General features: G+C 56.2%; 15 protein-coding genes. 7 read left to right on the top strand and 8 right to left on the bottom strand.

Translation table 11 applies throughout. The features are described 5' to 3' along the window. Window positions 1-14: 14 nt before the first annotated feature. Window positions 15-1,175 (bottom strand): thiolase family protein, encoded by a 1,161-nt coding sequence (locus P3T18_RS01840; protein ID WP_429298203.1) that lies wholly within the window; start codon window positions 1,173-1,175, stop codon window positions 15-17. Between the two features lie 203 nt (window positions 1,176-1,378). Continuing rightward, complete coding sequence (locus P3T18_RS01835) at window positions 1,379-2,188, bottom strand: isocitrate lyase/PEP mutase family protein (protein ID WP_429298202.1); 810 nt, start codon at window positions 2,186-2,188, stop codon at window positions 1,379-1,381. A gap of 505 nt (window positions 2,189-2,693) precedes the next feature. Between P3T18_RS01835 and P3T18_RS01830 the strand changes: the two genes are divergently transcribed. After that, window positions 2,694-3,875 (top strand): MFS transporter, encoded by a 1,182-nt coding sequence (locus tag P3T18_RS01830; protein ID WP_429298201.1) that lies wholly within the window; start codon window positions 2,694-2,696, stop codon window positions 3,873-3,875. A gap of 39 nt (window positions 3,876-3,914) precedes the next feature. On the opposite strand, the gene P3T18_RS01825 is transcribed toward P3T18_RS01830, so the two are convergent. Then, complete coding sequence (locus tag P3T18_RS01825) at window positions 3,915-9,419, bottom strand: trifunctional serine/threonine-protein kinase/ATP-binding protein/sensor histidine kinase (protein ID WP_429298200.1); 5,505 nt, start codon at window positions 9,417-9,419, stop codon at window positions 3,915-3,917. Window positions 9,420-9,918: 499 nt separating this feature from the next. Between P3T18_RS01825 and P3T18_RS01820 the strand changes: the two genes are divergently transcribed. Beyond that, the gene (locus tag P3T18_RS01820) at window positions 9,919-10,377 is read left to right on the top strand and encodes a hypothetical protein (protein WP_429298199.1); all 459 of its coding nucleotides are present in this window, start codon (window positions 9,919-9,921) and stop codon (window positions 10,375-10,377) included. A 1-nt stretch (window position 10,378) separates the two neighbouring features. On the opposite strand, the gene P3T18_RS01815 is transcribed toward P3T18_RS01820, so the two are convergent. Both P3T18_RS01815 and P3T18_RS01810 read right to left on the bottom strand, forming a co-directional pair. After that, complete coding sequence (locus tag P3T18_RS01815; RefSeq protein ID WP_429298198.1) at window positions 10,379-11,557, bottom strand: acetyl-CoA acetyltransferase; 1,179 nt, start codon at window positions 11,555-11,557, stop codon at window positions 10,379-10,381. 159 nt (window positions 11,558-11,716) lie between these two features. Then, window positions 11,717-12,310, bottom strand: a complete 594-nt coding sequence (locus P3T18_RS01810; protein ID WP_429298197.1) for a TetR/AcrR family transcriptional regulator — start codon at window positions 12,308-12,310, stop codon at window positions 11,717-11,719. Between the two features lie 153 nt (window positions 12,311-12,463). On the opposite strand from P3T18_RS01810, the gene grxC reads away from it, so the two are divergent. Beyond that, window positions 12,464-12,727: a glutaredoxin 3 gene (grxC, locus tag P3T18_RS01805; protein WP_429298196.1), complete on the top strand. Its 264-nt coding sequence runs from the start codon at window positions 12,464-12,466 to the stop codon at window positions 12,725-12,727. 123 nt (window positions 12,728-12,850) lie between these two features. After that, window positions 12,851-13,177 (top strand): thioredoxin TrxA, encoded by a 327-nt coding sequence (gene trxA / locus P3T18_RS01800; RefSeq protein WP_429298195.1) that lies wholly within the window; start codon window positions 12,851-12,853, stop codon window positions 13,175-13,177. 96 nt (window positions 13,178-13,273) lie between these two features. Here trxA and P3T18_RS01795 read toward each other — a convergent pair whose 3' ends face one another. Next, window positions 13,274-13,819 carry a TetR/AcrR family transcriptional regulator gene (locus P3T18_RS01795; protein ID WP_429298194.1) on the bottom strand — a complete coding sequence of 182 codons (546 nt, stop codon included), beginning with the start codon at window positions 13,817-13,819 and terminating at the stop codon, window positions 13,274-13,276. A 705-nt stretch (window positions 13,820-14,524) separates the two neighbouring features. Here P3T18_RS01795 and P3T18_RS01790 point away from each other — a divergent pair. Further along, a complete protein-coding gene (locus P3T18_RS01790) occupies window positions 14,525-15,181 on the top strand; it encodes a response regulator transcription factor (protein WP_429298193.1) in 657 nt (218 codons plus the stop codon). On the opposite strand, the gene P3T18_RS01785 is transcribed toward P3T18_RS01790, so the two are convergent. Beyond that, a complete protein-coding gene (locus P3T18_RS01785; protein WP_429298192.1) occupies window positions 15,178-16,530 on the bottom strand; it encodes an MFS transporter in 1,353 nt (450 codons plus the stop codon). The genes P3T18_RS01790 and P3T18_RS01785 overlap by 4 nt on opposite strands. Window positions 16,531-16,713: 183 nt before the next feature. Here P3T18_RS01785 and P3T18_RS01780 point away from each other — a divergent pair, with 183 nt between their 5' ends. Continuing rightward, window positions 16,714-17,661, top strand: coding sequence for a LysR family transcriptional regulator (locus P3T18_RS01780; protein ID WP_429298191.1), 948 nt, complete (start codon window positions 16,714-16,716; stop codon window positions 17,659-17,661). 248 nt (window positions 17,662-17,909) lie between these two features. Further along, window positions 17,910-19,064, top strand: a complete 1,155-nt coding sequence (locus P3T18_RS01775) for a branched-chain amino acid ABC transporter substrate-binding protein (RefSeq protein ID WP_429298190.1) — start codon at window positions 17,910-17,912, stop codon at window positions 19,062-19,064. 8 nt (window positions 19,065-19,072) lie between these two features. Here P3T18_RS01775 and P3T18_RS01770 read toward each other — a convergent pair whose 3' ends face one another. Beyond that, window positions 19,073-19,981: a LysR substrate-binding domain-containing protein gene (locus tag P3T18_RS01770; RefSeq protein WP_429298189.1), complete on the bottom strand. Its 909-nt coding sequence runs from the start codon at window positions 19,979-19,981 to the stop codon at window positions 19,073-19,075. Between the last annotated feature and the right edge of the window lie 82 nt (window positions 19,982-20,063).

The raw sequence follows: 20,063 nt of genomic DNA, 5'->3' as shown, positions 1-20,063 counted from the left end.
TCGAAAGAGCTGACTTATTGAACAGACTCGAGGACGGTTGCAATGCCCTGACCGCCCCCTATGCATTGCGTAGCAAGGGCGAGCTTTTTACCTTCTCGCGCCATAACCTGAGCCGCTTTCGCTGTAATGCGAGCGCCGGACGCGCCGAGAGGATGACCCAATGCAAGTGCGCCGCCGTCCATGTTGGTTTTTGCAGGATCCAGATGAAGTTCGCGCATGCAGGCCAAGGCCTGGCTGCTGAACGCCTCGTTAATCTCGATGACGTCGATGTCGTCGATTGAAAGACCCGCGCGAGCCAGCGCCTTGCGCGTAGCCGGAACCGGCCCCATTCCCATGATTTCCGGGGATACGCCCGCAACGGCCGACGAGCGGATTCTTGCTGTGACAGCGAGATTGTGTTTCTGCGCAAATTCTTCTGAAGTGATTAGCACGGCGACCGCCCCGTCCGTCAAGGGAGATGCCGTCCCGGCAGTCACCACTCCGTTTTCTCCGAAGGCTGGCTTGAGATTGGCGAGCGCTTCGAGTGTGGTTTGTGGACGAATGCATCCGTCCCGATCGACGACTGTGCCGTCTTTGAGCAAGACTGGCGTGAGCTCCGCAGCTAGCTTGCCCGCTTCGTTCGCGCGTGCGGCTTTCATGTGAGATTCGAAAGCGAGTCGCTCCTGATCTTCGCGCGTGACGCCAAAACGTTTCGAGACGTTCTCCGCCGTTATTCCCATCGATGTGTATGCCTGGATCAAGATTTCCGCTTCCGGGTTCTGCGCGCTGGCGAAGCGTGGGTTGGGCGAAAAGTTGAGACCGCCTTGCGGCACCATGGACATGCTTTCAACGCCCGCGACAATGAAAGCCTCGCCGGCTCCTATCGCGATTTGACCCGCCGCCATATGAATTCCATACATCGACGATCCACAAAATCGATTGATCGTCGCACCGGCCGTCTCAATCGGAAGCCCTGCAAGAAGCGCTGCGAGGCGCGCAATGTTGTTTCCTTGCGGCCCTTCGGGATAGGCGCAGCCCATCAGAACATCTTCGATCAGCGCGGGATCGATATCGGTTCGCTTCAACAATGCCGACAGGGCTACAGCCGCCAGATCGTCTGGCCGAACCTCTCGAAGCGCGCCCTTTTTTGCAAAGGTAAATGGCGTTCTTACGTAACCTGCGATGACAGCGCTCATGTTTTAACCTTTCATAGTCGAGATTGAATTGACTATGTGGAGTATATATGTGCGCTACAAATCGTGTTTTGTGGAGGTACTCTACGAGACCAACGGTTGGGCAGGATGGGACACCAGGCGCTCGACGATTCCTCGACCGCGGGACGCGAGCCCCGCGGCGAGCGTATTGCTGACGTATCATTCAACAGACGATCGGGTTTTAACTAAATACCCTTGAAGAGGGCCTGCAGTTCGCCGTGCGGTTTGAAGCCTTCCGACATCGGCTCAGAGCGTCCTTTGTCGAGAAAATCTTGTGCCATTTCCTGAGCGTGCGCCCATAGTACCTGAGGGATGCCAGACCCAGCACTGAGGCGACGGACGCCCAGCTGGCCGAGTGTGTCAGCGTCTGCAAGGCCGGGCCATGCCATTGCGTTCAGCGGGAGGGTGACCGCTGCAACCACGCTGCGGATATCTTCCGGTTTGTGGATAGCGGGCAGAAAAAGGCCGTCGGCGCCTGCTGCGGCGTACTGCTTCCCGCGCGCGACGGATTCATCGACCAGCCTTGCGTCGTCGGCGAGTTTTGCGAGGAAAACATCGCAACGCGCGTTCACAAAAAGCTCGCTTCCCGCTTTGGACACTGCATTCTTGATCGCTTCGATCTTGTCGGCAAGCACTTTCGGCGCGTCCGGGCCGTCTTCGATGTTGATGCCCGCTGCACCAAGCTCGACGAGGCGCATGACGTTCGACGCTACTTCAGTCGGCGAATCAGAATAGCCGTTTTCAATGTCGAATGTCAGGGGCACTTTCAGAACCCGGACCATGCGAGCCGCAGCATTGATGGCTTCCGACACTGGCAACACACGACCGTCAGGATAGCCGAGTGCCCACGCAACGCCTGCACTGGTTGTGGCGACCGCTGTAGCACCAAGGCTCTCGAAAAGCCTGGCGCTGCCTGCGTCCCACGCATTGGGCAGTCTTAGCGGAACGGAGTTTGTGTGCAACTGACGAAAGATTGCGGCGGTAGTAGCCATCATTCATTCCTATAGGGTCTGGTGCGGAGGCGCCTAGTCGGCAAGCGGAGGCCGAGGGCGCGCAAGCGTGCATCAAGGCGTGTGGAAAGAGGTAGGTAAAGCAGCACGACCGGGCAGCAATGTTTCGCTGTTCCTCAGTACGTGAAATCACGGCAACACGTTCAGATAAACGTACCATGACGCAGCCAAGCGAGCCGCCGTTACTATTAAAACGGAGAGAAGGTTAGGGGTCAATTGTTCGAAGGTATCGGTTCGTCGAAAAAAATCTTCCACGATTGAACAGAACTCTCAAAGACGGGCGCCGAACCCGGAAAGGAAACTTATTCTTGAACTTTTTAAAAACAAAGCATGGACATTGTTTGAAAATCAACGAATCTCGCTCAAAAGATCACGCGTATGCGACGTCGACCTCAAGCTGTGTGCTGAAAAAGCAGGGTTGAGGTATTCGTGCTTCAATGCGTCGTGTTGCATTGACTGACCCGGCTTAATTCCGCGGAGAGGTTTGTTCATGGATCGTCGTCTCCTGATTCTGGCCTTGGGCATGTTTGCAATCGGCACGGATAGTTTTGTCGTTGCAGGTGTGCTGCCGGAAATCTCCAGGAGTTTTGAAGTAAGCATTGGTGCTGCGGGTCAATTGACGACTGTGTACGCTTTGGCCTATGCGATTGCGTCGCCGGCTTTCGCTGCAATCTTTGCGCACGTCGAGCGCAAAAAGCTCATGCTCGTCGGGCTAAGCTTTTTTATCGTCGCAAACCTTGCGACGGCGTGGGCACCCAGCTTTGCGGCGGCACTTATTGCTCGCGCACTCGCGGGCTTTGGTGCAGCGATGTATGCGCCAACGGCGACAGGAGCCGGCGCTAGCGTCGTGCCACAGGAACGGCGCGGCTTTGCATTATCGGTTGTTGCCGCGGGCCTTACGGCCTCGACCGCGCTTGGCGCACCAATCGGTACGATCATCGGCGGCCTTGGAGATTGGCGTTACACGATGGTCTTCGTTTCAGCTATCAGTGCAATCGCGGCACTGGGTATCGCGACGCTGCTCCGGCAGGTGCCGGCTCCACCTGCCATTTCATTGAGACAACGTCTCGCACCGCTCAGAGACCACCGTGTCGGATTGACACTCCTCACGACCTTCTTTTTCCTGTGCGGCAACTTCGCCGTCTATACCTACCTCTCAGTCATCTTCGATCGCGCGACAGGAGGTAGCCCGGTGATCCTGGGCGGATTGCTGGTTCTCTGGGGAACGTCGGGCACCATCATGAATTTGACGGGAGGGCGGCTTATCGACCGAATTGGCACGCGCAAGATTCTCACGGGCATGCTACTAGTGCTTTTTGTCGTCATGAGCACGCTTTCGTGGACGAGTGCCACTCTGCCGACAGCCATTGTGGCAGTCGCGTTATACGGTGCGGCAAGCTGGGGGCAACTGGCGGCTCAGCAGCATAGGCTGGTAACGCTTATGCCGGATGCCGCGACTATCGTACTCGGCCTCAACACGTCGGCGATCTACACCGGCGTCGCCTTGGCCGGACTCCTGGGCGCGGCGACTGTACATTTGATCGGCGCACACAATATTGGTTGGATTAGTCTCGCGCTCTATGTCGCAGCGCTAGTTACGGCAGAGATCACGTACCACTCGATCGTCAGACATTCGAATGCGCATCGCAGTCAACCAAGCTGTTGCAATTAGCTTGCTGTGAAAGCGGGTCGGAAAATGCAGAGCCGCAAGCTACGGCTGGGATGGCAATGTAAAAGAAAATCTGGCCCCGCAGAGTTCATTCGACATATCGGTTTCGCTGGCCGCGTTCGCGGCAGCCCACATTCGGCCACCGTGTTCATCGATAATCGAGCGGCAGATTGCGAGTCCCATGCCCATGCCACGAGCTTTGGTCGTATAGAACGGATCAAACACCGATTCGACCGCTTCGGGCGCGATGCCAGGACCGCTGTCGTGAACCGTCACGCGGACTGCTCCTGCGGTGTCCGCCGAAGACGTAATCAGCAACACACGCTTTCGGTCTTGCACCGTCGACATAGCCTCGACGCCGTTCAGCAGGAGATTTAATACGACCTGTTGAAGTTGAACCCGGTCGCCTAACAGGCCTGGCAAATTCTCAGCGAGATTTAGCCGAACTTCGACAGCCTGCCTCATCGTTTCGGCGCGAATGAATCGCACGACGCCTCGAATTACTTCGTTGAAGTTGAGTGATTCTTTCGCCGGCGTGACTTTTTTGACCAGCGTGCTGGTCCGGTCAATGACGTCACTCGCGCGGCGACAGTCTCTGACGATACGTGCGATTGTCTGCGTTACTTTTGGCAGATTCGGATTCTCGTGTTCAAGGCAACGCTGGGCGACATAAGCGTTGTTAAGAATGCCGGTCATCGGTTGTTTGACTTCGTGTGCAATCGACGCTGCAAGATGACCCATCGTCGCGACACGATTGGCGTGTTCCAGACCCATTCGCATCGTGCGCACTGTCTCTTCGTTACGCCGGCGTTCCGAGAGATCGAGGACGAACGAGATGCCCTCGTCCGACATTTCGTCCGTTCCCGCCGACATCACCAGAACCGGTACACGGCTACCATTCTTGCAAAAATATTCCTTTTCATAGGGACCGATTTGTCCCGTAGCCCGTAAGTCCGCTAGCAAAACGCTGTCGATACGTTCGCGATACTCGGGCGGCGTTAGCGTTCGCCAACTCAAACGCCCCGTGTAGAGGTCGTCGCGATCATAGCCGACGAGATTCAGGAAGGCGTCGTTGGCTTCGACAATCGGGCCGCCGATCTTCCAGAACGTAATGCCAATGATATTCGCGTCGACCAGTTTGCGGATTTTCGCCTCACGCTCTGCGAGATCGTGATAAAGGCGACCATTCTCCAGTGCGACCGCGGCCAGTGATGTCACGAAACGCAGCACAGACACCTGGGCCGGTGTGAATACATCTGGAACGAGGTCGTTCTCCAGGTACAGGACGCCGGTAAGTTTGCCCTGGTTGATCAGAGGCAGGCAGAGGATGGAGCAGTTTCCCTTCTGCCGTAGATATGGGTCATCTGACAGCGCGGGTTCGTTCATCGCATCGCGCAATATCATTGGCTCATGAGAGCGGGTCACCGTATGAAGAATGGTTAGCGGCAATACTTCTGGCGTGACGGGAAGTTGGCCCGAGCGAACAAAGAGTCGTCCGTCGTCCACGGTCGCTTCTGCTTCAATTCGCTGCTCCCGGCCATGCATGAGAACGAGGACACCGCGGCCGGCTCCGACGTGCTCCATGGTCGTTCGCAACAGGACGTCGATTAGCCGGTTGGGCATTATCTCGCGCGATACAGCTTGGGAGACCTTCAGCACCGTCGCCAGATCGAGATGTTCGACGGAAGCCTGGATCGTATCGGTCGATTCAGGCACGAACGCTTCATCGTGCAGTTGTCCGTGACGCTCGCCAAGCTGGCGGACCTTTCCATTTGCGCCCCAGCGCAGATAGCTCTGCCGGGCGTTACGCAGGTGCGCTCTCGCCGTGGTCGAAAGCTTGTGCATGTCGCAGAATCCGGCAGCCAGTTCGTGCGCAAGCGCTTCAACGTAGACCATACCGTCGCGTCGCGCGAATGTGATGGCCTCTTCGTAAAGTCGCAACACGTCGAGTTCACGACCTTCCGCCCGCGCAATCTCGGCAGCGATCAGAGCGGCACGACTGGAGAATGTCGCCGGACAATTCTGTGCCCAACCGTGCAAGCGAGCATGATGGGCCCGCAAGCGATTGAGGCAGCCCGATTGCCGCGCTGTCGCCAGGGAGTGACAGCGCATCGCCCACGCCAGCGCGCCATAAAAATGGTATTCGGCGTGTTCGATTTGAGTTGGCGTAGTCCACAAGACTGGCCGCACTTTCGATATTGCTCGAATTGCGGACCGGGTGTCGGCGGCAAAAACGCTCGCCTGGAGCCGGCGAATCCAGTAGTAGCATGCGGGCAAGGCGAGTTGCGGCTGTCCTCTTACACGTTCTTCGAAGCGCCTTTCGTTGAAATCCGAGTCGTCGAAGGTACTCATATCTTTGGTGGAACCGCGCAGCGCCCGGATTAGCGCTCGCTGCGCATGGATAACGTCGACCACCAGCCCGAACTGCGCCTTGCGTGCGAATTCCAGATTGCGTTCCGCCTCGCTCTCGATGTCTCGAAGACCGTCGCCGCTTGCAATGCGATTGGCGATGATGTCCGCGCAGGAGTAGGTCGCGTACGAAACATCGCCGGTCCTGGTGGCAATATCGAACGAGCGTCGGAGAAAATCCGCGGAGACGGCGAGGGGGCGCGACCAGTTGGCAACGTGTACGGCGAAAACGAGATACACGCGCGCGCGAAACCGGTCGAGCTGCCGTTGTTCGACTAGGCTCAAACCCAATGTACCGAAACGGATTCCTGCTTCGTAGTTGTCGAAGTGCGGTCCGAGGATGCTGCCTAACCAGGCGTAGGCAAGCGCCGAGCCGTGGCTATTGCCGTGCTCGAAGCTAAGCGTTGCCATGCGGCCGACGATCAGACGGAATAGATTCGAGCTTGTGAATAACGCGGGCGACGTCAAAACAGTGAGTACGTCCATCGTCGCGCTGCGATCATCGTCTTGCATGAGCGGCAAATCGAGCAAGGTCTCGATGGGGCGCTGCTCGATCTGCTTTGCAATGAGATCGTAGACGTCAGCGACGTCGGCGGCTGATGGTTGTTCGGTCCAACTGCCATCGATTCGTCGAAGATACTCAAGACCCGCTCTGACGGCGTTATCGCTCTGATCCAGCGTGGTGAAGAGATTGATACGCACACACGCTACCGCGGCCGCGTCGACGAGCGTTTTTGCGCGCTGGGCCAGCACGGCGAGTTGTGAATCGGCCAACGACATATTGCCCGTCAGATACTGACTTTCCGCGCCATTGAGTTCGAGATCGAAAATGAGTCGATAGCAGGTGTCCCACGCGTCGTCAGTCAGTAGGCCGAGGCCGGTAGCGTAATAGCGTGCCGCAGCGTCGTATGCGGCCGATTTCCTGGCGCGATTTCCCGCGATCAATGCGAATAACGCGACCTGTTCACGCTCGGCCCGATCGGTAATCAGAACAGCGCCGAGGCTGAACTGATTGACAATTTCGAAGACGGTTTCATGAAGCTCGTCGATCGGCGTACGCGCAGCCAGCGTGCGGCCTATCGTCAAATGTGTCGCGGCGCGGGCTTCTCCCGGAATCAATGCATAGGCCGCTTCCCGAATGCGATCGTGGAGAAACATGTACTCGCTGCTGGTCTGGCAAAGCAAGCCCGATTGCACTGCAACTGAAAGCGAGGCATGCAGACTTTCATTGGGTCCGACCTGAGCGCGAGTAAGGTTCTCCATGGACACCACGTCACCGAGGCAAGCTAAGGTGCCCAGCGCGCCTTGCGTAGGCGTCGGCAAGCGGCTGAGTTTCGCTGCCATCAGATCCGCAACGTTATCCGTGAAGCCCTGATTGTGAATGCTGGTCAGATCCCACTTCCACATCGACGTTTTAGGATCGAAGCTCAATAAACCTTGGTCGGCGAGAGTGATCAGAAACTGGATGGAGAAAAATGGATTGCCAGCCGTCTTTTCGAAAATCAATGCCGCAAGCGGTGACACTGCATCCGTCTGCATATGCAGTGCGTCTGTCAGCAGACGGGTTATGTCAGCCTCATGAAGTGGCGTCAGTTCGATTTGCCGCACCCGATTCCCGACATTGCGCAGACGTTCGAGTCGCTTCGTTAAGGGGTGTCGCGTGCCGACCTCGTTGTCGCGATACGCACCTACGATTAGCAGATGTCGCACATCGCTGTGGGTCATCAGGTGTTCGATCAGATCGAGTGTGCCGGTGTCGAGCCATTGAAGATCGTCCAGAAAGAGCGTAAGCGGATGGTCTGGTCGCGCGAAGACATTGATAAACCGTCGTAGCACCATCCGGAAACGAGCCTGTTGGTCCTGAGTCGGAACGTCCGGAGAAGCGGGTTGTTCGCCTATGACGATTGCGAGGTCTGGGACAAGCATCGTCATGAGTTGCCCGTTTTGACCGACGGCTTCCTGAAGTGCCGAACGCCAGACTTGAACCTCATTGTCACTTTTTCCGAGCAGTTGCGAGATCAGGCTTTGGAGGGCCTGCGCAACGGTCGCATAGGGAACATTTCGCTTGTATTCATCGAATTTCCCCGATGCGAACAGGCCGCGCGATGGCACGAGTACCCTGTGTAGTTCATTGACCACCGAAGATTTGCCAATGCCGGAATAGCCTGAAACCAGCACCAGTTCCGGCAAGCCTTGCGAGACGACGCGGTCGAAGGCTGCGAGCAGCGCACCAATGTCTGCTTCGCGTCCGTATAGCTTTTCGGGAATCAGTAGCTTGTCGGGCGCATCCTGCGTACCGAGTGGAAATGGATCGATATCGAAGGGGGCGTCAGGACCCATCAGACAGCGCCGCAGGTCATTCTCCAGGCCGGCGGCCGTCTGGTAGCGTTCCTCACCGGTTTTGGCGAGCAGTTTGAGCACGATTCGCGAAATTTGCAGCGGTACGTCTGCGTACTTTTCAGGTGGCGTCGGGCGGCGTGCAATGTGGCAATGTACCCACTCCATTGGCTCCGTGGCGGAGAACGGTAACTCACCCGTCAGCATCTGGTAGAAAACGACGCCTAACGAGTACAGATCGCTGCGCGCATCAGTGGACCGGTTCATCCGCCCCGTTTGCTCGGGTGCCATGTAAGCCAGTGTTCCGTCCATGGTTTCGGGGGCGGCGATAGTCTGACGTTCCTGCGGAGTCGAGGTTGCGAGACCGAAACCTCTGGCCCGTATAGTGCCGTCGGCATTGTTGACGAAGATATGCGCGGGTTTGAGATCTTTGTGAATCAGTCCGCTGCGGTGAACTTTGCCGATTGTTGCGGCAATGGCGATCGCCAGCTGCAGGAAGCGGTCAAGCCGGAAGGGTATGCCGAGCAAACTTTCGAGCGGTTTGCCGCCCGTGTCTTCAAAGATGAGGGTGGTGCGGTCGTCTTGCCATGTGAGTTCTAGCGGCTGGATGGCCCACGAACGATCGAGGCGTTCGCGCAAACCATATTCGCGAGATATCCGTTCCAGGATCGCAACGGCGGGCGAGTCGCCGTTGGGCTGCATCGCCAGCACCGTCGTTTTCGTCCCGTCGGCCAAGACACGCCACGTCCGATAGAAGACGTGGTCGCTATCTTGTGTCAGGACTTCGAGGTTGCTTTCCATGCCTGCAATCTCGCGAAAACTCATTGACGGTTGCAACGGTCATTGTGTTCGCCTGGAGGCGATCGAGATGGCAGCCAGGCTATCCGGGAACATCCGCTTCACTGTCTGACAGCGTAGCACGCGACCTCATAGCGCGCAGTAGGTACTAGCGAGCGCCGTCTACGCTAAAGTCCGTGAGCCGCCTGCTAATAGCTAACGAACGCACTCTTTTTATTGGGTATCTGTTGTTGGATGAGCCTCAGGCACGCTCAAACGCACGAATTTCCAATCTGATGTACCTTGACGTTTCCGTCCAGACTGCGGCACATGCTTCGGTATGGCTTGTCTACCGGTTAAAAAAGTCCGGCGAGAACGGGACGATGTCGGCGAGGAGTTGTCAGCTTCGATGTTTCTCGTCATCTAACGTGACTTTTTCTTCAGAGCGTCTGCAGTAATGACTCGTACTAGTCGCCGCCGGCCATCGCGTACTCAGCCTGTTCAGAAGCGCCTTAGCAAAGAAATGCTTCTTCCGATGCCACGATCTGCGGTTGCTGAAATCTCATTGGCCAATCATCTTGCACTAGCGGTCTGTCGACAAGGGAAAGGCAATTTTCACCAGTTATATGAGCTAACCAAAACAGTCTATCTGGTCTTCTATCTGTCGCAGGCTCGTTTCGGTGACATTTCTTTTGAAGTTCTCCGGGACGCAGAAGCCGGCCTGCGCGACGCATTCGATCGCGCGCAAGACGAGAACATCTGGTCCATCGATGCGGACACGGCATCCCTTCTGCAACTCGTCCTCTCGGTCTATGACGAGCAACTGATGTCGGCTCCGCGATGGAATGTCGTCGACGCTGGAGACCGTCTAACGCGCTTCATCGAGGGGCGCCGGGATTCGCCATTGTCCGACTACCTGCAAAAGAAAGACGGCTTCGATGATGCCAATCTCAAGGTGTCTCGCGAACCGCCACTAATCTAATTTATGCGCGCCTGGCTTGCAGAACGCTCGCATAGTTCGCAACGGCCATGCCTCCCATGTTGAAAATCAGGCCGAACTCGGCGTCAATGACCGGCGTTCCAACCGGGTTGCCGGTCAACTGTCTGAAGGCGAGCGCATGCATGGAAACGCCCGTCGCGCCCACGGGGTGACCTTTTGCTTTCAAGCCACCGGAGAGATTCACCGGAAGGGCACCTTCGGGAAACACCGTGCCCTCGTCGAGCGCCTGATGACCTCGTCCTTGTGGAGCAAGACCCATTGCTTCATAGATCAGAAGCTCGGCAATGGTAAAGCAGTCGTGAACCTCGGCGAAATCGATGTCGCTCAGCGCCACGTGTGCGTCGCCGAGTGCCGATCGGATGGCCCGTTGTGGACCTTCGAAAGCGAGGACGTCCCGGTTCGCGAAGGGCAGCAGATCGTTCACGTGTGTCGCCGATCGGATAGCAACTTCACGCGAAAAGTCTTTGGCTCGCTCGGGCGACGCCAGAATGATCGCCGCTGCACCGTCGGAGATGAGAGAGCAATCCGTTAGCCGAAGTGGTGAAGCGATAACCGGGTTTTTGTCGGAAACGGTATTGCATTGCTCGACCGTCATTTCCCGATGCATCTGCGCAAGGGGATTCGCTAAAGCATTTTTATGGTTTTTTGCCGCAATGCGAGCCATGTCGTACGAAGGGTCCCGATAGCGATCCCGGTACTGTTGAGCCGCAGAGGCAAAGACTTGCGGAAAACTCAAAGATGCTTCGTACGCATTGTTTTGATATCCCGCACCTGCAAGCGCGCGAGTCACGCTTTCCGTCGAGTTGGACGTCATTTTTTCCGCGCCGACCACGAGCACGAGATTGGCCGTGCCAGATCGAATCGCGTTCATGCCCGCATGGATGGCTGCGGACCCTGAAGCACAGGCGTTCTCACAACGCGTAGCGGGCTTGAATCGCAACCCCGCGTCCGCTTGCAGTACCAATGAGGCCGGGAACCCATCCGGTACCATGCCAGAGTTGAAGTGGCCAAGAAAGACTGCGTCGATTTCAGTCGCATCGATATGGCCATCGCGTAACGCATCTCGCGCAACGGTGACGATCAGATCTTCAAATGTCTGATCTTTCAATCTGCCAAACGGCGTGTGAGCACTTGCGACGATAGAGACGGTCTTGCCGGACATTGATACCTCGGTTGCCTTAGGTTGGCGCGCGTGCAACTGCCTGCGCAAGCGGGCCGCCGGGAAGCCTGGCATGTCTCAGGCCCATGATCGGCAGCATTCTTCGAGGAAGCGTATCATAATCCTCAAAAGCGTGATGACTTGCGCGAGGAATTTGAGGTTTTATCTGGCCGGCGTTGGAATGGATGCGGAAATCAGGACGTCGACCGCGCGTTGGAGCAGGCGGAGCGGTTCTCCAGAATCGAACGCATTCGAGCTGACCAAGGCGCCGTCTACGAGCATCGCAATCTGGCCCGCGATCAGGTCGGGGTCGCCGACATGGAGACGCTCCACGATGCCTTTGAGTTGCTCGCGCAATTTGCGCTTATGTGCGATCGCGACCTGTCTTGCCGGGTGATCGGCTTCGGGAAACTCTGCCGTGACGTTAAGTTGTGCGCAACCCCGATAGCCGGGCTGTCCAACTCGCGTGCCGATCCAGTCGAGTTCGGCGGTCAATTCCGCTCTGGCGTCGCCGTTGCAGCTTTCCGCAACGCGATTCCATATAGCCCAGAACGCCTGGTCCTCTCGCTCCAGAAACGCCGCGATAAGGTCGTCTTTCGTGCGGAAATGCCGGTAAAGGCTAGTCTTTGCGACGCCGGCCTTCTCCACCACCAGATCGACTCCAACGGCACGCACCCCATGTCGGTAAAAGAGGTCCGACGCGGTTTCGAGAATTTTGTTGCGAATGTCGATTCCGGATTGGTCTGCGCGGCTCATGCTGAATTGCAGCCCGGCCATGGCGGCGGTCTGACTAAGTCGTTGATAGAAATATACTAACACGCGTTGTCTTGACGCGATACAGACCGGTCTGTACGCTAGTTATCAGGTGTGCTTGAACGTAGCCAAAAGGACAGTAACAAGGAGTGTCGAATGGACAAAGTAGTCATGTACAGCCAAACGGTGTGCCCTTACTGCGAAAGAGCCGAGCGACTTTTGCGCGCACGCGGCGTAGAGAATATCGAGAAAATCATGATCGACCGCGATGCCGGTCAGCGTGAACAGATGATGTTGCGTACGGGACGTCGCACGGTGCCGCAAATCTATATCGGCGAAACGCACGTTGGCGGCTTCGACGATCTGGCTGCACTGGATCGCGCGGGCGGCCTGAGTTCATTGCTGAACGTCGGCAATTGAGTGCTTGTGGGTCGGAGATCTGAGTCTTGAAGGAGGGCGACGCGAAGGTGTCGCCTCTGTTGTGATAGTGCGCCAAGGCAGGTCGTGCGAGTCTGTCTTCCGCTTTTTTGAGGTAGCTAGTCAATGAATGCGTTAATCAAGGAAGTGAGCGACGCGTCCTTCGAACAGGATGTCGTGAATTCGGATAAGCCCGTCTTGCTGGATTTTTGGGCCGAATGGTGCGGCCCATGCAAGATGACGGCCCCGGTACTCGATGCAGTGGCGCAGGAATATGGCGACCGTCTGCAGGTTGCCAAGCTCAATGTGGACGACCATCAATCGACGCCGGCAAAATTCGGTATCCGCGGCATCCCGACGCTCCTTCTCTTCAAGAACGGGGCACTCGCTGCGCAAAAGGTCGGCGCACTGTCTAAATCCCAACTTACGGCGTTCCTGGACAGCCATCTATAACGTGGTTAATTGCGAGTCCCGTGAACGGCCTGCATGACGATCCGCGCTCTTCGTGAGCGCGGTCGGGTTGAGCGGTAAGCGTGTTTTGGTTACCCGTCACGTGTCGTCAAGGTCGACGATGGAGTCGAGTATCTCAGCCGTCAATGCATGATTGACCGAGATTCGCGCCAACACGAGTGCTCCGATCAACGAGGTCCAGCGCCTGATGGTAGCCTTCCTGATCGCGGCCGATGGCGTCGGATGTGGACCGGCTTCAGATTCTGCCTCGGTAAAGCTGTCAATGGTAGAGCCGATTATTTGCGTGAGTGTCGTGCGTATCTCGGTGGAGGTGCGCGCCAATTCCGCGCCGAGCGCGGAGAAGGCACAACCGCTTTCGAGATCGCCGGCTTTGGCTTCTCGAACCAATCGCTCTGTGTAGGTGTCGATCGTTGGGAATCCCGCTTCGCCGTCTATCCCCAAACAACGATCAAGCGACGAAAGCGTTTGCAGCAGCATGTCTTCCTTCGACTTGAACTGCCCGTAAATCACACCGTGGGTAAAGCCGGCCTCCGCCGCAATGTCGACGACGGATACTCCGCTATAGCCGTCGCGAAACAGGAGGCGTAGCGACGACTCAAGTAGTAATTCCCGGTTGAGTGCCATCTGCTTCCGGCTAGCTCTCATCGCGACATTCCCCGTAAGGTATTACCAGCTGCCTGGCAACGCTATAAATAAAGAATGATGTTCGTACGCCAGATGATAAGCGCATTCGCAGAATGATGGTTTCTCAAGCACTGAAACGCTGCTCGTGGCCTCGCAAGCGCGGCGTACCCACGTCAACTAGCCGCATGTCGAACGTTCAGGATCAGGGCTAACACCTTGCCGGGTTTTCCCCTGCAAGGCGGTCGTCACCGCTTAGCGTGCGCGCCGCGCAAGCCAACCTTCCATAGACGAAGGTTATAGGTTGTGCCTAAAAATATATTAGCTTTGGTTATAGTTTTGGTCTCTACTGCAGACTAGCGGTTCGAATCCAAGGCGAAGCTTAGGCTGGTTCGAACAGGTCGCTTAGGAAATGCATGTTCGGCAACTGGCCCGTCCGTATTGAAGATGAGCAGTTGAAGGTAATGATTCATTCAAATTCTTATTTCATTAAATTGAAATTTTCGAATGTTTAGATGCGTCGGCTAAAAAATATCAAAGAAAAATGTGATTCATGGTTTCCATGCGGGATGCAGCTGGTGCCGTAGGTGATTGTGCACTGACGCGAGTATTTGATGATGAGTCTGTCAAAAACCTGCTGTGCAGAGGCGTTGATCACAACCGTGAGAGGCGCCTGAAAATCAAATGTTTAGTGATATGGAGCGGTCCATGAACATGTCGCACGCGGTTGATTCCTTCCGGATCGTGGCGCAGCGGGAAGCGCGGCCTCCTTCAGTTTTTATCGTGGACGATGACGTGTCCGTTCGGGAAGCGATCGAATCTTTCCTGTGCCAGGAAGGATTCGATATCAAGAGCTTTGAGTCCGCCACCTCGCTTCTTGCCTACCCGTATCAGCCTGAGCCGGGGTGTCTGTTGCTCGATATTTCGATGCCGGAGCTAACCGGACTGGAAGTGCAGAAGTCCCTTGCTGTTGATCGCCCGACCATGCCGATCATTTTCATCACGGGACGGGACGATGCCCGGACAGTGGTTGAAGCAATGAAAGCAGGTGCGGTTGAGTTTCTTACGAAACCGTTTAGCGACGACACGTTGCTCGCTGCGATCCTCGTCGCGATCGAGCGCAGTAAAGTTCTCGTACGCGAGGAGCGGTTGAGGATGGAAATAAAAGGTAATTATGCTGAACTCTCGCGACGCGAGCGTGAAGTATTTTCTCTGACCATTAAAGGATTTTTGAACAGGGAAATTGGTGAAAAAATGGGTATCAGCGAGATCACGGTGAAGGCGCATCGTGGCAAGGTTATGAAGAAAATGAAGGCCGATTCATTTGCGGATTTAATTCACATGGCGGTTCAAGCGGGAATCTAATCAACTGATAGTTTTCGTCGCGATCCGGCGGTTAGCACCAGCAATCCGCCGGTGGCGAAGATTGCGGTCAGAAGGACGTAGTAGGCCGGTACGAGACGGTCCGAAGTCGTTGATATGAGGAAGGTCATTAGCAGCGGAGCGAATCCTCCGAAGATGGTGAAATTCAGGTTGTGGATGACCGCCAGGCCGGTTGTGCGCGTGCTAACCGGAAACAGCTCTGACAAAAAGGCCGGAATGGGTGCCTGGAAGATCGTGACGAGGATACCGAGGGCTATGACGCAGCCGATCAGCGCAAACGCGCTACGGAATCCCAGCATCAACTGGAATGCGGGAATTGCCGCGAAGGCGACAAGCGCAATTCCACTTGCTATCAGGCGCTGACGTCCAACTCGATCTGAAAGGCCGCCAATTACGGGCGCCAGGATTATTTGCACCAGTGCGAATCCCATCGCGGCCCAAAACGCCGAACCTGCGGACACGCCTAGTTCACGAACCGCATAAGTTGGAATATAGACGCCCAGTAAATAGTTGGTGGACGCCGCAAGGCAGTAAAGCCCAATCGCACACACTATTCGCATCTTCGTCGTCTTCAGAACGATGGCTACCGGACTGGTCATTGCGTTTCCAACGGTTTGCGCTTCGTAGGATGGTGTTTCATGAACGCTCCGACGAATAAACCAGCCAAACGGAAGAATCACGAGTCCGATGACAAACGGCAGGCGCCACGCCCATTCGATGATTTCCGCGCTGGAAAAGAAATGATTCAGAGAAACACCAACCACAGCCGCCAAGGCGTTTGCCAAACCCACGCCGACAATCTGAAAACTGGCAAAGAAGCCGCGCCTGCTTTCGGGTGCGTGTTCGACGAGAAAGCTGACCGAGGAACCAAACTCTCCGCCGGCGGAGAATCCTTGCAAGAAACGGGCGAAAACCACGATCAGCGGCGCGGCGAATCCCGCAACGGCGAACGTAGGTGCCGCGGCGATCATCAATGTGCCGACACCCATCAGCAGGATGGTGAGCGTCATACTGGCTTTTCTGCCGTGGCGGTCGGCATAGGAGCCAAGATAGAGTGCACCTAAAGGGCGCATAAAGTACGATGCGCCGAATGTTCCGAGCGCAAGCAGCAGCGAGACAACTTCGTTGTGCACCGGAAAAAAGACGCGAGCAATGGGAATGGCGAGAAAGCCGTAGATCGTCAGGTCATACCATTCAAGTGCATTGCCCATCGATGCAGCAAATATGACTTTTAGCCACGACCGCTTATGTCCGTTGTCGGCGTGCTGGAAGTCCTTAACTTCGAGGTCACGCTGACTTACATTCAATTGCTCGAGATCGTCTTTAGTCATTTTCTCATCATATTCGCTGACGTGATCCTCGTTTAAAGGCTAATGGATCGTGTTCAATCAGGCGACCCCATATAGATCGCCTAGGCTCGGCATCCAAGTTGCCTTACAGTAGAACTCACCGAAATGAAATTGAGCAACACATTGTTTTCATCAGACGTATAACTTCAACAAGCGGGAGGTCGCTTGAGTCGCGTAACGGGCCTTAACTATCATCACGCGGAGCTGCTTTTCCACGTCCTGCGCTCCCGCACATTAACTGATGCCGCACAGGCGCTGCATATTTCACAGCCGTCCGTCACCAAGCAACTCAAGTGGCTGGAAGATGACCTCGAAATCCGGCTGTTCAAGAAGGAAGGAAGGCGGCTTGTACCGACCGCAGAAGCATTGCTTCTGGTCGATGAAGTGGAGCGCACACGTGCGAGCCTTGCTTCGCTCAATGAACTTGCGGCGCGAATAAAGTCTGGTGTGGCGGGCTCACTCAAGATCTGCGCAATTCCTGCGCTTGCGCATGTCCTCCTGCCCGGAACCATTCAGGAGTTCCGGCGAACCTATCCGAGTATCAACATCGAAGTGAAAGTTGAGAACTCGTGGAGGATATTGGACCTCGTCGAGACGCAGCAAATAGACATTGGAATTTGCCGACCTTTCAGGGAGTTACGCCAGGTCGAGGATACCGCGCTTCTAAAGATGGGGATTGTCTGCGTGGCGAGGCGCGACGACGTCATCACGACGGCTCCGCATGTAGGCCTGCCGGACTTGCGAGGGCGGCCGGTCGTCATGGTGGAAGTCTATAGCTCGAGTGTTGCCGTGCAGAATGCGGTAGAAGCTTGCCGACTGGATCGCGACGTGTTTTGCCATGTGTCGACATCTACGCTGGCCTGCGAGATCGTGTTGCGGACGGGAGTCGTCGCTCTGGTCGACAGTTTGACCGCCGCTTCGTATCGCTCGCGAGGTTTGGCTGTCTTCGAGTTGCCGGAACTCGAGAGCAGAAACATTTCTCTGCTTCGGCCCAAGCATCGCCCGTCAAGCGGCTTTGGCGAGGCGTTCGTCCGTGCGCTCAAACTCGAGGCTGCGTCATTCACGCACCCGGAGATGCCCGCTTTAAACGAGGCGAATTCATCTGTCCGTTAGCAAGTCGTGGCGCGGTGAATTACTAAAAGCGATCAAAGATGGCATGCAACTTGTTTTCTGATCTGAGCTAGGAAAGCATTGACTGTGCCGCGCCTTGAGTTCGCCCATGGCGGCCCTCCTGCTAAGCCATGTCTTGCGAGTGGGCAAATCATCGAATAAATTCTGATAGGCAGCGGCAACGCTTGGCAAGTGCCCGCTGCTCGTTTCGACGAAAAACCAAAATCGCGCAACCGTACCGGAGGCACTCCATGCAAGCTGTTCCTTGCAATCCGCTTCGTGTCTTCAAGGCTTTGGTATTGGGTGCAGTTTGCGTGCCGCTATGTGCGAGTGCAGCGTCCGATACCGCTGTTTTGATCGGTGTGGCTGTGCCGCTGACTGGCCAGCTAGCGGCCATCGGGAAAGATAGCGAGAACGCCGCGCGCATGGCCATTGACGAAATCAATGCCCAACATCTGGTAATCGGCGCGAAGCCGGTCACGCTGCAAATGGAATCTCAGGATGATGCCGCCGATCCTCGTACGGGAACGGTGGTAGCTCAGAAGTTGGTGGAAGACGGGGTAGTTGCGGTGGTTGGTCACATCAATTCCGGCGTGTCCATTCCCGCGTCGAGAATTTACAGTGAAGCCGGCGTGGTCCAGCTAAGTCCCGCTACGACCAACCCTGTCTACACTCTGCAGGGGTTCAAGACCACTTACCGTCTAGTGGCGACTGATGCCATGCAGGGTCCGGCATTGGCGCGATACGCCTTACACTCGCTGCGTGCAAGGCGGCTGGCTGTGATCGACGATTCGACGGCGTACGGCCAGGGCCTTGCTAACGCGTTTTCCGAAGCTATAGCGGCAAACGGCGGAATGATTGTCGGGCATGAGGCCACGACCGACAAGGCCACCGATTTCCGCGGAATTCTGACGAGAGTCAAGGGCTTTCGTCCGGACGCCATCATGTACGGCGGGTCAGACGCAACCGCAGGGCCTCTCGTGAAGCAGGCGGCGAATCTGGGAATTGCCGCGCCCATACTCGCTGGAGACGGCGCTTGCACCGACAAGATGATTTCGCTAGCGGGTAACGCGATTGTCAACCTGGTGTGTTCGGAGGTCGGGCCGCCGCTCGCGCGCATGCCTCGCGGTACGGACTTCGAGAAACGGTACTTCAGCCGGTTCAATATGACGATCAATGCCTACGCTCCCTTCGCTTACGACGCCGTGTATGTCATCGTCGACGCTATGAAGCGTGCGGGTTCGACGGATCGGGCAAAGATCCTGGCGGCCATGCCTGCAACGAAATTCGATGGCGTGACGGGCAGTATCTCGTTCGATGCCCGCGGTGACCTTGCTCGTCCGACGGTGACCGTTTATCAATTCAAGGATGAAAAGAAAGTCGTCACCGAAGTGGTGCAGGACTGAGACGCTAACTAGCTCGCAATTCCAGCGAGCGAACTGACTCGCGCGTTCACCACACGCACGAAGCTGTCTGCAAATACGCTAGACGGGCGGTGTTTCGGCCGCAGCAGCGAGATGCGTCTTGGCGGGAGTTCCGGCAATGGAATGGTGACAACGCCGTGAGCGTGAAAGGCGGCGGCCGTCAATCTATCGACGATAGCTACGACTTCCGTACTCAGCGCAATCTCGCAAGCCAGCGTTGCCGTGGTAACGGTGCAGACAACGTCACGATCGAGTCCGGCGGTCGTGATCGCATGTTTCACCACCGAGGTTGGGTCATTGGTGACTTCGACATTGACGATCGGATTTCCGCGTAGCTCGGAAAGTGCTATTGCCGATTTTCCGGCAAGAGCGTGATCGCGTCTGACCACGCACACCATTTCCGATTTGATCAGCACGGTCTCTTCTACCTCATGCATCTCCCTGAACGGGTGACACAGGCCAATGTCGATTTGTTGTACCTCGGCAAGATCCATCGTCCGCCAGGAATTCTCAACTTTCACGTCAACGTGGATGCCCGGATAGCTCTCCCTGAATTCGTTGATGACGGTCGGAATGAGAATTTGGGCCAGCGTGGGGATCACGCACACGATCAACTTTTCTTCAAGGCCGCTCTTGAGGCTTCCGGCAAGCGCGTTGAGTGACGCCAGGCTTGCTTTGGTTCGTCCCACTTCGTCCGCCAACAAAATGGCTTCGGTTGTTGGCACGAGCCGTCGTCCTTCTTTTTTGAATAGCTGTACGCCAAGCTGACTTTCGAGTAGGCGCAACTGTTTGGTGACTGACGGCTGGGAGATGCGCAGCGCCCCCGCCGCATCGGTCAACGTCCTTGCCTGAAGAACGTGGAAAAGTAGTTCCGCGTGGTGATAGTTCAGTTTTGCCACTTGGCGCCTTGCCTCCAGTCTGAAGGTGTATTTTTCGAGGTCGGTTGTATTTCTGGTGGCCGCCCCGGCGGACTACATTGCG

The sequence above is a fragment of the Paraburkholderia sp. GAS199 genome, assembly GCF_050436585.1.
GTDB lineage: Bacteria > Pseudomonadota > Gammaproteobacteria > Burkholderiales > Burkholderiaceae > Paraburkholderia.
The sequence above is the reverse complement of the archived record's forward strand: the minus strand, read 5'-3'. Positions and strand labels throughout refer to the sequence as shown.

What these genes read in the sequence shown, in the direction of transcription:
- P3T18_RS01840 (WP_429298203.1), bottom strand. Translation starts at nt 1,175, where the DNA reads ATGAGCGCTGTCATCGCAGGTTACGTAAGAACGCCATTTACCTTTGCA.
- P3T18_RS01835 (WP_429298202.1), bottom strand. Translation starts at nt 2,188, where the DNA reads ATGATGGCTACTACCGCCGCAATCTTTCGTCAGTTGCACACAAACTCC.
- P3T18_RS01830 (WP_429298201.1), top strand. Translation starts at nt 2,694, where the DNA reads ATGGATCGTCGTCTCCTGATTCTGGCCTTGGGCATGTTTGCAATCGGC.
- P3T18_RS01825 (WP_429298200.1), bottom strand. Translation starts at nt 9,419, where the DNA reads ATGGAAAGCAACCTCGAAGTCCTGACACAAGATAGCGACCACGTCTTC.
- P3T18_RS01820 (WP_429298199.1), top strand. Translation starts at nt 9,919, where the DNA reads ATGCTTCTTCCGATGCCACGATCTGCGGTTGCTGAAATCTCATTGGCC.
- P3T18_RS01815 (WP_429298198.1), bottom strand. Translation starts at nt 11,557, where the DNA reads ATGTCCGGCAAGACCGTCTCTATCGTCGCAAGTGCTCACACGCCGTTT.
- P3T18_RS01810 (WP_429298197.1), bottom strand. Translation starts at nt 12,310, where the DNA reads ATGAGCCGCGCAGACCAATCCGGAATCGACATTCGCAACAAAATTCTC.
- grxC (WP_429298196.1), top strand. Translation starts at nt 12,464, where the DNA reads ATGGACAAAGTAGTCATGTACAGCCAAACGGTGTGCCCTTACTGCGAA.
- trxA (WP_429298195.1), top strand. Translation starts at nt 12,851, where the DNA reads ATGAATGCGTTAATCAAGGAAGTGAGCGACGCGTCCTTCGAACAGGAT.
- P3T18_RS01795 (WP_429298194.1), bottom strand. Translation starts at nt 13,819, where the DNA reads ATGGCACTCAACCGGGAATTACTACTTGAGTCGTCGCTACGCCTCCTG.
- P3T18_RS01790 (WP_429298193.1), top strand. Translation starts at nt 14,525, where the DNA reads ATGAACATGTCGCACGCGGTTGATTCCTTCCGGATCGTGGCGCAGCGG.
- P3T18_RS01785 (WP_429298192.1), bottom strand. Translation starts at nt 16,530, where the DNA reads ATGACTAAAGACGATCTCGAGCAATTGAATGTAAGTCAGCGTGACCTC.
- P3T18_RS01775 (WP_429298190.1), top strand. Translation starts at nt 17,910, where the DNA reads ATGCAAGCTGTTCCTTGCAATCCGCTTCGTGTCTTCAAGGCTTTGGTA.